Consider the following 13,868-nt stretch of genomic DNA (forward strand, 5'->3'; position numbering starts at 1 on the left):
ACTTGAATCCCACTGCGGTTCACCCTACATTTTAAGAAATACTGGACGAGGGTTGTCGTGGCCAAAATTGTCAGTCGGAAGCTTCGGGGCGTTCAGCCGGTCTACGACATTGGGCTGGCGAACGATCACAATTTTTTACTTGAAAACGGCTTTGTCGCGTCCAATTGTTTTAATAAATCGCACTCTACGGCCTACGGGTACGTCACGTTTCAGACGGCTTACCTGAAGGCCAATTATCCTGTGGAGTACATGGCGGCTCTGCTGACCGCCAACAGTGACGATCAGGAAAAGGTGCAGAAATACATCAGCACCTGCCTGAGCATGGGGATTGAGGTTGAACCTCCTGACATTAATCGCTCTGGAGTGGATTTCACACCGACGGGTAAAAGTATTTTGTTTGGGTTGTCGGCGGTACGAAATGTCGGAAGTGGAGCGATCGACAACGTTCTGCAAGCACGGGAGCAAGATGGGGCGTTTTCCTCCCTGGCAGATTTGTGTAGTCGGGTCGATCCACGTACCGTGAACCGCCGCGCCATGGAAGCATTAATCCAATGTGGTGCCCTAGACTGCATGGAGAAGAACCGCAACCAGCTGTTGCACGATTTGGAGCTGGTGCTGGATTGGGCACAATCACGGGCACGCGATCGGGCGATCGGTCAGGGCAATTTGTTCGATATGCTGGGCGACAGCGGAGCGACTAGCAACGGCTTTGAAATGGCTCCCAAGGCTCCCCCTGTTGAGGACTTGCCCCAGCAAGAAAAGCTGAAGATGGAGAAGGAACTGCTGGGATTCTATGTATCTGACCATCCGTTGAAGTCAGTTCACCAGGCTGCACGGTTACTGGCCCCGATTAACCTGTCTGACCTGGATGACCAGCACGAGAACACAACGGTGAGTGCCGTGGTGATGCTGACGAGTGTCAAGCTGGTCACGACGAAGAAGGGCGATCGCATGGCCATTGTTCAAATCGAAGACCTGAGTGGCCAGGCGGAAGCGGTGGTGTTCCCCAAATCCTATGCTCGTATCGGCAACTTGCTGACCGAGGATGCCCGGCTAATGGTGTGGGGCAAAGTCGACAAACGGGACGATCGCAGTCAGCTTTTGCTGGATGATGCAGAACCCATCGAAGCCGTGCAACTGGTGATGGTCGAATTGGAACCCCAAATTGCCGAAGATTTTGCCTATCTGCACGAGTTCCGCAATGTGCTGATGAATAACCGGGGCGATGAGAGCAGTTGCAAAACCCCCGTCATCGCGATCATTACCAACGAAAACCGTCGAGAACTGGTGCGACTTGGCCCCCAATTCCGGGTGCAGGACCATGACTCGGTGGTGACAGCCTTAAATAAGGCTGGATTCCGGGCGCGACTTTCCGCTTTGACTAGCGCATAGTTAACCTGTAAAACCATCCAGCTTTTCGTCATGGCAACACATCGACAAAAAGCTGGATGATTTTTATCGGGCTACTGACGGGGCCTGTATCGGAAGTGGAGCCTTTGGATAAGCAATGCGCTGGTGGTTATACTCCTGCCAAACCTTCACGAATACATCAGCGATCATCGGCATCTCTTCACGCAGCAATCCAGAATTCGCAAGCTGTTTATCTTGCCAGCGCGCTTTGAGAATGCGATTGACCATAGCGAGAGCTTCCGTAGGGGTAGCGTCTTTGAGCGATCGCAACGCAGCCTCACAGGAATCGGCCAGCATGACAATTCCCGTCTCCCGCGATTGTGGACTGGGGCCGTCATATTTGAAGTCGGACTCCTTCACCACTAGCTTTGGATTAGCCTTTGCTCGTTCCTGGGCTTGATGGTAGAAATACGCAATCACCATTGACCCCTGGTGTTCTGGGATGAAGGTTCGAACAGCCTTGGGCAAGCGGTATTTCTTTGCCATAGCCATCCCCAAAGTGACGTGCTTTTTGATGATGTCAGCACTCTTCCAGGGATCGTTGATCAGGTCATGCTTGTTAGGGCCACCCATCTGGTTCTCAATGAAGCCCAGCGGATCGTGCATCTTCCCAATGTCGTGATACAACGTCCCAGCTCGCACCAGTTCGACGTTGCAGCCCAATTTGCGAGCTGCTGCTTCGGCCAGGGTAGCGACAAATAGGGTGTGCTGGAAAGTACCGGGTGCTTCTGAGGCCAGCCGCTTCAGCAAAGGGCGATTGGGGTTGGAGAGTTCTGCCAGCCGAATTGGTGTGACTAAGTCAAATAATTGTTCCAGATAAGGGCTGAGGCCAAGAGCAGCAATGCTCCAGGCTACCCCCATGAGTGCCTGGGTCGCGGAAACCGCCAGCACGCTATAAAAGATAGGCGCCGACCATGGGCTTACAATCAAGCTCATGATCAGATAGGTAACGCCCTGAGTTAGGCCTACTGCGCCTCCCAGAAGGGCCAGTTCTTCGCGCGATCGCAACCGCCCCGCCATCATCGCTCCCAACAGTGAGGCAATAACACTGGCGGCTAAGTGTCGCCCTCCCAGATCCATCCCGATCGCTAAGCCTGTCCCCAGTAACGCCACCACCGTCGCCCCCAAAGCAGAGCCATAGAAGCTTCCGACCAGCAGCCCAACCAGAGGCAAGCTCGTCGCGGCAATACCAGCGGTAGCGACCAGAGGTGTCGTTAGAGTCAACAGCGTCACCAGCCCATAATCTCGCCGCCGCAGGCCTGGGTGAAAGCGTCGTTCGACTAATAGAAAAACCCCAATTCCCCCGGCTACCAGGGAACCAAAACCAATCACCCCAACCCAATCAATCACCCGCTCACTCATACCAAAATGATCGAGCAGCACAAATTCCCGCTGAGTAATGGGTTGCCCGGCTTCTACGATAATTTCTCCCCGCCGCACACTGACCATAACGGGTTCTACCTCCCGGGCTGCCTTCTCAGCCAACTGGCGGGTTTGCTCGGGATCTTGGATCAGATTTGCCTCCAGGGTTGTGAGCAGCATTTGTTTGACAATGGGTGCCGCCTCAGGGGGAAGTACCTCTTGAACCTGGAAGGTCACGGCCTGTTCCAACAAATTGGAAGGCAGTCCGGGAGGAATGCCCTGGGTCAGCATCCGCTCTACAATCTGTCGGGCCGTGGATTTTGCCCCTAGCCAGGTAATATCAGGCAAATCGAGGAGTTGTGGAGACAGAAAGGCATCCTGAGCCGGGGGCTCGCTCACAAAGGTTGCACTCGCACTGGCATAAGCTTCGCGCGATCGCTGAATGGTCTGCTTCAGGGCTGAGTAGTCATCCGCTGAGGTGTAGCGGCGATAACTTTGCAGTTCCACAACAGCCAGAGCCTGAGGGGTAGAAGAGTCTTCAATGACTACCGCATTGGAGTTCCCCTCGACCTGCGTCAGAATCGCCTTCCACTCGGGCTCATGGGTCTGCCGCAGATATTGCTGAGTCGACGTTGACAAAATGGTGGGCGACACAAAAGGAAAAGCCCCTGCCTTTAAGCGCAGGGCATCACCTTCATCCATGAGCTGCTGAATTCGCTGATAGATGCGTTGATTGACATCTGTATCAATCCGCAGCACTGGAACTGCACCGATCTTGGCAGATTGACGTTTTTCTTCAGTGGTTTCGCTATCAAAGACGGTCGCAAAATCGGGAGCCCGCAAGGTACGGGGGGAGGTTGTACCGACCGCCAGTTGAGGCTCATTGTAGAGTCGATACCCAATCGTGCTGGATAGAGACACGACTGCCAGAGTGAACAGGGCCACCGAGCTTGCCGAACGCGGACAGGGAGCTTTACGCCCCTTGGGCGTAGAGCAAACAAACTGACTCAAGGAATTTTGTAGCTGCTTAAACCGTGGGAACCGCTCTGTGGCTGACTCCGAAGTGGTCTTGCCTGGTCCTGGAGTTGTGGGGTCCCAAAGGGAAGATAGAGCCCGTTTCTGACGATCGCTCGCCAGCAGGCTCACCCAATCTTGAACTCGTCGTTGAAACGATTTCATCAATGCACAAATTCCTTAAGTGCGCAGGAATTACAACCGGCCTGACATGAAAATGCGTTACGACTCGCAACCAACCTTAACGAGTATTAGTATAAGTTGCTCAATCTCAGCGTGCGGGAAAATTTTCTTGATGCTATCCCTGATTACGGCTTAACCATACTTTGGCCTGTCTTAGAAAAGATTTATTCTGGCCTCTAAAGCCAGAAAATAGACTGGGCATCAATTCTCCCCCATGGTAACCAGGTGAGAGCCCAAAGGATAAATTTCTTTAAGAATATCCCAGAAATTTTGACTTCAAAGAACTATTCATAAATCCCGACTGATTCCAATTCGCTTGTCATATTAGGTGAGATATCTATTATGTGAACATCTCATCTCAAAATACCGCTACTTACACACAGCATTTTGCGATCGGGCAAGGCGTATGAGACAGGGTTCCATGCCTCCCACTCTTACCTCGCTCGCTCGGAAATGCTGGACCCCAGTTCTGGATCGACCTGAGTTTGGGTTAGGGATTTTCAGGTGCGCTTTGCCCACTCAAAACGGACACTTCAACTGCTCGAAACTGAGGGTGTATAAGGGTGTACCTTAAAGCTCGCTTAGAAGATTGTTTTTACGTGCGAAGCGCATAGAAAACAACCTTCTAAAACAGCCCCTATTAAACCTCAATTCGGGATAAGCCAATTGCCCTTTTTGGCGTACGCTTGGCGTGCCCATGAAAGGCCCTTAACTCAAACTCAGGTTAGTAAGCATAGGGAACTTCGGGTTCAGGAATCGAGGCTAATTGGCGAGCTTGAATGACCAACTGGCGCTTTCCATTCAGCGTTTCGGTTATCATCTCCCCTTCTACCCGAAACCATTGGTCAGGGGTATAGGCTGTGCGATCGCCCTCCAGCTTCACAGGCATTGCCACCGGATACACATCAGCAGCACAGCATGTAATGACAAACCGTGCCACCATCAAATAGTTCTTCGGCAAGTCAGATGGGTGAATGACAAAGCCTTCTACCTTAGCTGGCAACCCCTGGTAGGCATCGGGTTCGGGATACACACTCAGCGTTCGCACCCAATCAATCAGAGTGCGATCCTCAGGGCGGGTACCGCTGCGAAAGGACTGGGGTTGCGATCGCGTCATCGCCAGCGTATCGGTCACACCCCGGTCTAAAGCTACCTGGCTGGCAAATGCTTGGGGTGCAAACTGCAAACCAAATACGGCCACCGCCACGAGCAACGCACTACTCCACCCAGGGGGAAACAAATTAAAGTGCTGGGTTTGTGGGGTATCGGCGGTTAGGCGAACGTGGCGACTTGTCCCAAAGGCTTGAATTAGGCGAAATACTCCCAGAGCTGAGAGAAACACTCCAGCGACTACCGTCAGCCACACATAGCTGGGGTGCAATAAAACATTAATTCGGCCTGTAACCCAAAACCGCAGTAATAAAACCCCCCATAACAGAATGGCCAGGGTATCCAAAATAAAGCGCCAGGGTAGGCGACTCATAGGATTTTGGGGAGCCAGGGAGGGATAGGTGCGACGACGTGGCATAGGGGAATATCAGGCAGACCTTTAGTAAATGTAGAGATTCACAATCAACGTCAGCAAGAACGTCAATTGCCCTGCCAGGATGAACAGATAGGCGATCGCCCGCCCTCGAAACACCGACAGCATCAAAGCGGTGTTCTTAATATCCACCATAGGACCAAACACCAGGAAGGCCAGCAGGGAACCTGTGGTGAAGGTGGAGGCAAACGATAGGGCAAAGAAGGAATCAACGGTAGAGCAGATGGACACCAACCAGGCCAATACCATCATGGCCACAATTGAGGTAATTTGTCCCTGACCCAGGCTTAACACCACCTCTCGGGGAATCATCACCTGAATAATGGAAGCGATCGCCGTTCCCAATATTAAGACACCGCCCAGTTCGCGCATCTCTTGCACCACGTTGTCGAGCATCATCTGGAACCGCTCGGCTAGGGGCTTGGAAAGGACAGGATTGGGCATGAGGGCAAGCGCGGCTGTAGGGTCGTCCAGCTGAATCGGTCTACCAGGGCCCCCCAGCAGAAACGTACCCGATTGCAGCAAAGGCGAATTGCTCGCCCCTTTCGCCTTACGAGGGCGGGGGGCAGGAGCAGCTCGCGCGACGTCAGATTGAAGTAATGGCCGTAAATCTGCCTGAGCACTGAATACCCAGCCAATAATGGTAGCAATGAGCAGGGTAAAGCCAACCCGCAAGAACACGACTTCAGGTTGACTCCGAAAGGCCGTCCAGGTAGCCCAAAAGACGATGGGGTTGACAGTGGGAGCCGCCAGCAAAAAACCGATCGCCATAGAAGCAGGAGCCCCCTGCGTAATCAGGCGCCGTGCTACGGGCACGTTGCCACACTCGCACACTGGGAACAGAAATCCAATCAAGCTACCCGCCAGCGCCGCCAAAAACGGATTTTTGGGTACCGCCGCCACCAATTTGCGTTCATCCACAAACAGCAGCAGGGCACTGGAAAACAAGACACCCAGTAGCAAAAAGGGTATTGCTTCAACGAGCAAGCTGAAAAACAGCGTCAGAGCACTATTAATTCGATCCATGCGATCGTGCTATACCAGAGCCAAAAAGATCATCCACCCATCCTAGCGGATGCGGCGATCTTATCAGCAAGCAACAGGATCTGACGCCGGCTAAGGCGGCTTGGGAGAATAGCACGCCCTCAAGCCGCATTTTGGTACATCAACCGTTACCCAAATCAACCCTAAACACGTTCATACACAGGTTGATGGGTATGAGATGCAGATTCGGGGCGATCGCTATAAATTCCCATAACGGTATCCAACAACTTCAGCGCATCCGCCTTAGGTCGCTGGAATGAATTGCGCCCAATGATCGAGCCAAAACCGCCGCCCTCATGAATGGCGCGAATTCCATTCAACAGCCCTTCATCGCTATCCGTTGGGCCACCCGAGAAAATCACAATGCGGCGACCATTAAACGCACACTGAACAATGTGACGAACTCGCTCCGCAGGTGTTGAGATCGGAATCTCATGCTTCTCATAAACCTTCCGGGCCGCATCCTGCTCCAGGTGATCCGATGGAATTTTCACCTTAATAATGTGGGCTCCCAGTTGAGCCGCAATCTGAGCCGCATACCCAGTCACGTCTACAGCGGTCTCACCCGCCTTACTCAAGCCAGAACCTCGAGGATATGACCAGACCACCACAACCAGCCCATGCCGCTTCGCTTCTTCGGCATAGGCTCGAATTTGCTGGTACATCTCAAAGCGATGGGTAGAACCGGGGTAAATCGTAAAGCCAATCCCAGCACATCCGAGCCGTAAGGCATCTTGCACACTACCCGTCAGAGCCTGCGTGGGATCGGCTTCATCCAGCAACACATCGTGGTCGTTCACCTTCAGGATAAGAGGAATGTCTCCTGCAAACTCTCGGGCTCCCGCTTCTAAAAAGCCGAGAGGTGCTGCATAGGCATTGCAACCCGCGTCAATTGCCAATTGAAAATGGTAGTGCGGGTCATAGGCTGGTGGATTGGGGCCAAAACTCCGAGCAGGCCCATGTTCAAAGCCCTGGTCTACAGGCAGAATGACCAGTTTTCCAGTCCCGGCTAATTTTCCGTGATTAAGGAGTCGGGCCAAATTGGTGAGCGTGCCGGGGTTATCGCTGCCGTACCAGCTCAGAATCTCTTTTACACGTTGAGTCATCGTTAAGTCCTCAATGCAACCAGATGTGGCGCGTTTGCATACTCGTCCTGCCCCGCAAACAAACGAACCGTGGCACGGCGGGGTAGGCTACCTTCCTTGTAACAACTCAGCTTAGAATCCGACCTCTGTAATGAGGATGGTCTTCTAACGTTCGATAGATGACTTTATAGTTCAGGTTGTTTACGCAAGGCGTGCTTCGAAATGCCTCAAAGTTAGTTTTTCGTGTGTCGGCTGCGAGAAAAGTTAACCTTTCCACCAGCGCTAATGCTGGGACGTTACGCTATAAAACCAGGAAAATGAGCCGGAGCACTCAGACTTCGCGATCGCCCATGCAATTCCCCGTCTACTTAGGATTTGGCTCCTGGAAACTTCATCCACATTTCGTGTTTGAGTCCCTGGGATATGCGATCGCCCTACGATTACTCCTACGAAACATTAAAAAGGACACCATCAGCGCATCCGATCGCAGTTCCGTTATCGTTGGGGGTCTCCTAGGAGCCTTGATAGGAGCGAAAGGATTGGTACTGCTGCAACACATCAATCTGTTGTGGGAGCAGTGGCAGCAATGGCTCCTACTTATCCTGCAAGGTAAGACGGTGGTAGGGGCTTTACTGGGTGCGGTTGCGGGGGTTGAGTTAACCAAAATTTGGATTGGAGTTACCCGGTCTACGGGCGATGCATTTGTGTATCCGCTCATCGCGGGTACGGCGATCGGTCGGGTGGGGTGTTTCCTGACGGGGTTGAGCGATCGCACCTACGGCATTGCCACCCGCCTCCCTTGGGGCGTTGATTTTGGTGATGGGATTCCGCGCCATCCGACACAGCTTTATGAAATTGTGTTTCTGGTGGGGCTGGCAGGGGCGATCGCCCTCCGTAGCCGTTTTCCTCACTATTCGGGTGAGCTTTTCCAACTCTACCTGGCTTCTTATTTGAGCTTCCGTTTCTTCATTGATTTCCTCAAACCCGACTTTCATCCCATTCTGGGCATCAGTTTTATCCAAATCGCTTGTCTGTTGGGGTTGCTATATTGTCTGCGTCAGCTATCGCTACAGGTTTCTCCTCGTTAGTATTTTGGGATTGAACTTGTCCTATGCCCACTCGCCCTTACACTTTCTACGCGCTCACCAATAGTCTGTGCTCCAAGTGCCTGAGTAAAGTAGAGGCAAAAATTATCTTCCAGGATGAGCAAGTGTACCTGGTCAAGCATTGCCCTGAGCATGGACGAGAAGACGTCCTCATTGCTGACGATGCAGAATACTATCGCCAGATTCAAGCTTTCCTGAAACCGGGGGATATGCCCCTGCGGTTCAACACTCCGATCAAGCATGGATGCCCCTACGACTGCGGCCTATGCCCCGATCATGAGCAACATAGCTGCCTGACGTTGGTGGAACTGACCGATCGCTGCAACCTCACCTGCCCCATCTGCTATGCCGACTCTGGCGTGGATGAGGTGAACTCGGCGCACCAACCCCGCCGCCATCGCAACCTTGCTGAAATTGAGCGAATGCTAGACGCTGTTGTAGCAAACGAAGGGGAACCTCAAGTCGTGCAACTGAGCGGTGGTGAACCCACGTTACACCCCGACTTTTTTGCTGTGATGGATCTGGTGAAAGACAGGCCTATTAAGCATTTGATGATTAATACCAATGGGTTGAGAATCGCACAGGATCGGGAATTTTGCGATCGCCTCCGCCAATACCAACCCGGCATCGAAATCTACCTGCAATTTGACAGCTTCGAGGCCGAGGCTCTGCGTGAACTGCGAGGGGCCGATTTGCGGAATGTACGACAACAGGCGATCGCCCACCTCAACGAGTTCAATCTCTCCACCACCCTGGTTGTCACCCTCAAAAAGGGATTGAACGACCACGAAATCGGCAAAATTATCGACTTCGCATTGAAACAACGGTGTGTGCGCGGAGTCACCTTCCAACCCATTCAAATTGCAGGGCGGCTGGAGGGGTTTGATCCAAAGCGCGATCGCTACACCCTTACCGAAGTGCGTCGCGCCATTCTCGAACAAAGCCCACACTTCAAACCCCAGGATATTCTGCCGGTTCCCTGCCATCCCGATTCTTTAGCCATGGCCTATGCACTTAAATTGGGCAGCAAGGTCATTCCGCTTACCGGGATGTTTTCGACGCCAACCTTTGTGGATATGATGCCCAACTCCGTTCTGTATGAACAACATCCCGACTTAAAGCAACGGATCTTCGAGTTGTTCTCGACCAGCCACTCTCCAGCATCAGCCACAACATCCCTTCAACAACTTCTGTGCTGCTTACCGAAAGTCGCTGTACCTGCTGGATTGACCTATGAAAATATTTTCCGAATTATGATTGTGCAATTTCTCGATGCGTATAACTTTGATGTGCGATCGGTGAAGCGATCGTGTATACATATTGCACATCCTGACGGACGCCTAATTCCCTTTGATACCTATAATCTCTTTTACCGAGAGGGAAGCGCTGGATATGAAAAAGTAATTCAGATGCAAAAAGCACACTAATTTCATGTGTACGAAATACGCAAAAAATTAGGGCAAACAGAATCACATCAATATACCCATCAAGATCATGACTGAAGATAGGCCATCCAACGAATTCGTCGAAATTCTTAAAGGCATTGGGTTACTGATTCTACATCACATTCTGGCCGTATCTGTCATTGGTATTGTGGGACTTGTCATTGGCATATTGTTTGGCGAAAATGGAGTCTTTCAGATTTGGGCTATGGGAGCAGTAGGGTTCTTTTTATTGCAATTAGCCTATGTCATTCCATTAGCCCTGAGATTAAAACGCCAGGGTAAAACCGGCATGATGAAAGGCGTTATTATTGGTGCCACAATTACCGCTCTCCTCAATGGGACATGTTCCTTTATGGTCTTCCGAGCAGTGTCGTTTTATTTGTGATCCATGAATCCAGAGAGCTCTGAGCCAAAGAAGGCGGCACTCCTGAGAGTGCCGCCTTTCTTAAAAAGCCCGTGGCGAGGATTGAACTCGCGACCTCACCCTTACCAAGGGTGTGCTCTACCACTGAGCCACACGGGCATGGAGTCGGAATAATAGGCTCTAAGCTCAAAATAACTCAGAGTTAGAGCCTACAATCCAACTGTTTTGTGGATGGGCCGAGCTGGATTTGAACCAGCGTAGGCGTAGCCAGCGGATTTACAGTCCGCCCCCATTAACCACTCGGGCATCGACCCGTTCCTTTCCACAGTTATTAATCCTAGCAATAGATGTGCAGTTTTACAATCAAAATTTCCAGATTTTTTGTTGGATGTGGTGGTTTTACTCACCATACTCAACAGGGATGCGCCAAATATAGCGAGCACACCAAAATAAATTCCAGCGCTACTCAGTAGTGCTGGAACTTGCCTTCAGTATTACGATTGTAACCAAAGCCCGTGACGAGGATTGAACTCGTGACCTCACCCTTACCAAGGGTGTGCTCTACCACTGAGCCACACGGGCAGAGAGTCAGATCGTTAGACTCTAAACTTGGATCACTCTAAGCTTAGAGTCTACAATCTAACATTTCGTGGATGGGCCGAGCTGGATTTGAACCAGCGTAGGCGTAGCCAGCGGATTTACAGTCCGCCCCCATTAACCACTCGGGCATCGACCCGTCTCTTTCCACGATTATTAATCGTAACAACAGGCGTGCAGTTTTACAAGCCTTTTTCTTGAGAAATTTTCGACAGGCTAGTTTGAACAGCTTGCAACGCCTGATCAATTTCCTCGGCGGACACGATTAGCGGGGGGACGAAGCGCACAACTTTGAGGCCAGCAGGCACAAGTAGCAGGCCTTCTGCGATCGCCACCTTTACCACTTCTGCCGCTGTCAGATTCGCCTCTTCCTGAAGCACCAAGCCGTTAATCAAACCCCAGCCGCGCACTTCTTGAATCAGGGTGGGGAATTTTTGGGCGATCGCCTCTAACCCATTCCGCAGTTGCTCACCCCGAGCCATCGCATTCGCCAGCAGATTTTCCTTCTCGATAGTGCGGCAAACAGACAGCGCTACGCCACAAACGAAAGGATTGCCGCCAAAGGTGCTGGCATGGTCGCCGGGTTCGAACACATCGCAAAAAGATTTGCAGAGCATCGCACCAATGGGAATGCCGCCACCCAAACCTTTTGCAGAGGTAAACACATCCGGTTCAATACCCAGGTTCTCGTAACCCCAGAGGTGACCGGTGCGGCCCATGCCCACCTGTACCTCATCCATCAGCAACAGAATGCCCTTCTCATCGCAGATTTCCCGAATCCGCTGGAAGTAGGCGCGATCGCCCGGACGCACACCGCCTTCACCCTGCAAACCTTCGAGGAGAATGGCCGCAACCTGACGGGTGGGATTGTCGAGGGTGGCGATCGCCGTTTCCAGTGCTTCCAGATCGTTATAGGGCACGTAATGGAAGCCGGGCACCAGTGGGTTGAAGTTCTTTTGATACTTAGGTTGACCTGTGGCGGTGATGGTCGCCAGGGTACGGCCGTGGAAGCTGGCGTTGGCCGTCAGAATAATGGGATTTTCGATGCCCAGTTTGGTGTGGGCGTACTTCCGGGCCAATTTAATCGCGCCTTCGTTAGCCTCAGCACCGGAGTTGCAGAAGAAAGCTTTGTCTGCACAGGAATGCTCGACCAGCCACTTCGCCAGGTCGCCCTGCTCGGGAATGTAATAGAGGTTGGAGACGTGGTGCAATTTCTGAATTTGCTTGGTGACGGCTTCCACCATGGCGGGGTGAGCGTGGCCCAGGGTGCAGGTGGCAATCCCAGCCACGAAGTCCAGGTACTCGTTGCCATCGGTATCCCAAACGCGGCATCCTTTCCCTCGCTCCAGGGTTAGGGGAAAGCGGGCATAGCTATGCACCACATATTCATCAAACTCAGCCGGCGAAAAGGCTGACAGGGCTGACGGGGGGATTGGAGCGAGGGTTTCTGGACTCACGGTTATTCCTCTAAACAGATAGTGCAGGGTCACTGAAAAAGTGAATCGTTACAGAAGCTACATTAGCCACATTGGTTTATATTACGGCAGTTTTTTTGAAGGGATGGAGTAGAGGTCAGGGAATGGCGACATAAAGCATCAAGCACTGCGGTTCGTTAAATAAACACCACTGATGACAAGTACCCCCCCGACCAGTAGGGATGGAGCGATGGGTTCTCGTAGGAGCAGGGCCGCGAGGGCGATCGCAAACACAGGCACCAAATTAATAAAGATTGATGCACGGGCAGAACCAATCGCTTTGACACCTTCGTAGTACCAGAGAAACCCAGCAGAGGTGCCCAGGACACCCAAATAGGCTACTCCCAGCCAGGCAACCAGGGGATACGTTGTCCATTGCGTCAGGAAACCCTCCGCCAGAGCCGTGACCAGTAATGCTCCGGTGCCCACCAGGCAAGCATAGGTCGTGGCGACCAGAGGCGAGAGTTCGCCCATGACACGTTTGCCAACGAGCGTATAGATGACCCAGGTGGCGACGCAGCCGAAGATGAGCCAATCTCCATGGCTAATCCCCTCTGCCAGCAGGTTAAGGGGGTTGCCGTGGCCGATGACAATCGCAGCACCGATGAGGGAAAGCCCAATCCCCAATCCTTTGAGCCAGGAGAGCGATTCTTTGAGAAAGAGGGCCCCAACCAGGGCAATCACGGTAGGATTGAGGGCAACAATCAACGCGGCTCGGCCAGCCTCAACCTCTTTCAGCCCTGCGAAGAAAAAGACATTGTAGGCAAAGATGCCGCTCATGCCTAACACTACGATTAATGGAATTTGGCGAGGCTTCAGGGGTGGCAATTTGCCGATCAATTGGCGGGTGAGGAGCAGGAGACAGAGGGAGGCGATCGCAAACCGCAAAAATGCCCCTGAGAATGGCCCCATGCTCTGACTCGCAACCCTTACGGCAATAAAGGTACCACCCCAGATCGCCATGGTTGCCAAAAGCTTGAGATAAACCATCGCCCTACCCCAATTCAGAAACCTCAGGTTTATCGTGTTTTTAAGTGGACTACTTCGTCCGGTCAGGTGAAAGGTATGCTCTCTCAAGAGTTGTATTTCCTGGAAGCGTGCTTTAGAAAGGCCACAGGAAATTGCATCTAGTGGGTCATCTGGCGTGAGTATTGCCATTTCAGGTGGAGCATTTCAGGCCACCAAGGACTGGGTTACAGCCCCAGACCCTCCTAATCGATGCTTAGGTCGTTTAGATCGC

Annotated in this window: 10 protein-coding genes and 4 tRNA genes; 4 read left to right on the plus strand and 10 right to left on the minus strand. The window is 52.3% G+C overall.

The window, feature by feature from the left end; translation table 11 throughout:
- Positions 1–57 precede the first annotated feature (57 nt).
- Positions 58–1,392, plus strand: a complete 1,335-nt coding sequence (locus NDI52_RS29650) for an OB-fold nucleic acid binding domain-containing protein (protein ID WP_190771080.1) — start codon at positions 58–60, stop codon at positions 1,390–1,392.
- Between the two features lie 63 nt (positions 1,393–1,455).
- Here NDI52_RS29650 and NDI52_RS29655 read toward each other — a convergent pair whose 3' ends face one another.
- The 4 genes from NDI52_RS29655 to NDI52_RS29670 all read right to left on the minus strand — a co-directional run bounded on the left by NDI52_RS29655 (position 1,456) and on the right by NDI52_RS29670 (position 7,662).
- Positions 1,456–3,951 (minus strand): HDIG domain-containing metalloprotein, encoded by a 2,496-nt coding sequence (locus NDI52_RS29655; protein WP_190771081.1) that lies wholly within the window; start codon positions 3,949–3,951, stop codon positions 1,456–1,458.
- 742 nt (positions 3,952–4,693) lie between these two features.
- Positions 4,694–5,497, minus strand: a complete 804-nt coding sequence (locus NDI52_RS29660; RefSeq protein ID WP_242035680.1) for a TIGR03943 family protein — start codon at positions 5,495–5,497, stop codon at positions 4,694–4,696.
- A gap of 21 nt (positions 5,498–5,518) precedes the next feature.
- Positions 5,519–6,538: a permease gene (locus tag NDI52_RS29665; protein WP_190771082.1), complete on the minus strand. Its 1,020-nt coding sequence runs from the start codon at positions 6,536–6,538 to the stop codon at positions 5,519–5,521.
- Between the two features lie 161 nt (positions 6,539–6,699).
- On the minus strand, positions 6,700–7,662 hold the full coding sequence (locus tag NDI52_RS29670) for a class I fructose-bisphosphate aldolase (protein WP_190771083.1): 963 nt from the start codon (positions 7,660–7,662) through the stop codon (positions 6,700–6,702).
- Positions 7,663–7,991: 329 nt separating this feature from the next.
- Between NDI52_RS29670 and NDI52_RS29675 the strand changes: the two genes are divergently transcribed.
- From NDI52_RS29675 to NDI52_RS29685, 3 genes are all read left to right on the plus strand, one after another.
- Positions 7,992–8,729, plus strand: a complete 738-nt coding sequence (locus tag NDI52_RS29675) for a prolipoprotein diacylglyceryl transferase family protein (protein ID WP_190771091.1) — start codon at positions 7,992–7,994, stop codon at positions 8,727–8,729.
- Between the two features lie 23 nt (positions 8,730–8,752).
- On the plus strand, positions 8,753–10,174 hold the full coding sequence (locus NDI52_RS29680) for a radical SAM protein (RefSeq protein ID WP_190771084.1): 1,422 nt from the start codon (positions 8,753–8,755) through the stop codon (positions 10,172–10,174).
- Between the two features lie 67 nt (positions 10,175–10,241).
- Positions 10,242–10,577 carry a hypothetical protein gene (locus NDI52_RS29685; RefSeq protein WP_190771085.1) on the plus strand — a complete coding sequence of 112 codons (336 nt, stop codon included), beginning with the start codon at positions 10,242–10,244 and terminating at the stop codon, positions 10,575–10,577.
- 66 nt (positions 10,578–10,643) lie between these two features.
- Here NDI52_RS29685 and NDI52_RS29690 read toward each other — a convergent pair.
- From NDI52_RS29690 to NDI52_RS29715, 6 genes are all read right to left on the minus strand, one after another.
- Positions 10,644–10,715 (minus strand) — tRNA-Thr (locus NDI52_RS29690).
- Positions 10,716–10,788: 73 nt separating this feature from the next.
- Positions 10,789–10,870 (minus strand) — tRNA-Tyr (locus NDI52_RS29695).
- A 196-nt stretch (positions 10,871–11,066) separates the two neighbouring features.
- A tRNA-Thr gene (locus NDI52_RS29700) sits at positions 11,067–11,138 on the minus strand.
- Positions 11,139–11,210: 72 nt separating this feature from the next.
- Positions 11,211–11,292: transfer RNA gene (locus tag NDI52_RS29705), tRNA-Tyr, on the minus strand.
- 43 nt (positions 11,293–11,335) lie between these two features.
- The gene (locus tag NDI52_RS29710; RefSeq protein ID WP_190771086.1) at positions 11,336–12,610 is read right to left on the minus strand and encodes an acetylornithine/succinylornithine family transaminase; all 1,275 of its coding nucleotides are present in this window, start codon (positions 12,608–12,610) and stop codon (positions 11,336–11,338) included.
- 138 nt (positions 12,611–12,748) lie between these two features.
- Entirely contained in the window at positions 12,749–13,618 is an 870-nt protein-coding gene (locus tag NDI52_RS29715) for a DMT family transporter (RefSeq protein ID WP_190771087.1), read from the minus strand.
- Positions 13,619–13,868: the final 250 nt, after the last annotated feature.

Source organism: Leptolyngbya sp. PL-A3 (genome assembly GCF_039962325.1).
Classification (GTDB): Bacteria; Cyanobacteriota; Cyanobacteriia; order Elainellales; family Elainellaceae; genus Vacuolonema.

What these genes read in the sequence shown, in the direction of transcription:
- NDI52_RS29715 (WP_190771087.1), bottom strand. Translation starts at nt 13,618, where the DNA reads ATGGTTTATCTCAAGCTTTTGGCAACCATGGCGATCTGGGGTGGTACC.
- NDI52_RS29685 (WP_190771085.1), top strand. Translation starts at nt 10,242, where the DNA reads ATGACTGAAGATAGGCCATCCAACGAATTCGTCGAAATTCTTAAAGGC.
- NDI52_RS29680 (WP_190771084.1), top strand. Translation starts at nt 8,753, where the DNA reads ATGCCCACTCGCCCTTACACTTTCTACGCGCTCACCAATAGTCTGTGC.
- NDI52_RS29655 (WP_190771081.1), bottom strand. Translation starts at nt 3,951, where the DNA reads ATGAAATCGTTTCAACGACGAGTTCAAGATTGGGTGAGCCTGCTGGCG.
- NDI52_RS29665 (WP_190771082.1), bottom strand. Translation starts at nt 6,538, where the DNA reads ATGGATCGAATTAATAGTGCTCTGACGCTGTTTTTCAGCTTGCTCGTT.
- NDI52_RS29675 (WP_190771091.1), top strand. Translation starts at nt 7,992, where the DNA reads ATGCAATTCCCCGTCTACTTAGGATTTGGCTCCTGGAAACTTCATCCA.
- NDI52_RS29670 (WP_190771083.1), bottom strand. Translation starts at nt 7,662, where the DNA reads ATGACTCAACGTGTAAAAGAGATTCTGAGCTGGTACGGCAGCGATAAC.
- NDI52_RS29660 (WP_242035680.1), bottom strand. Translation starts at nt 5,497, where the DNA reads ATGCCACGTCGTCGCACCTATCCCTCCCTGGCTCCCCAAAATCCTATG.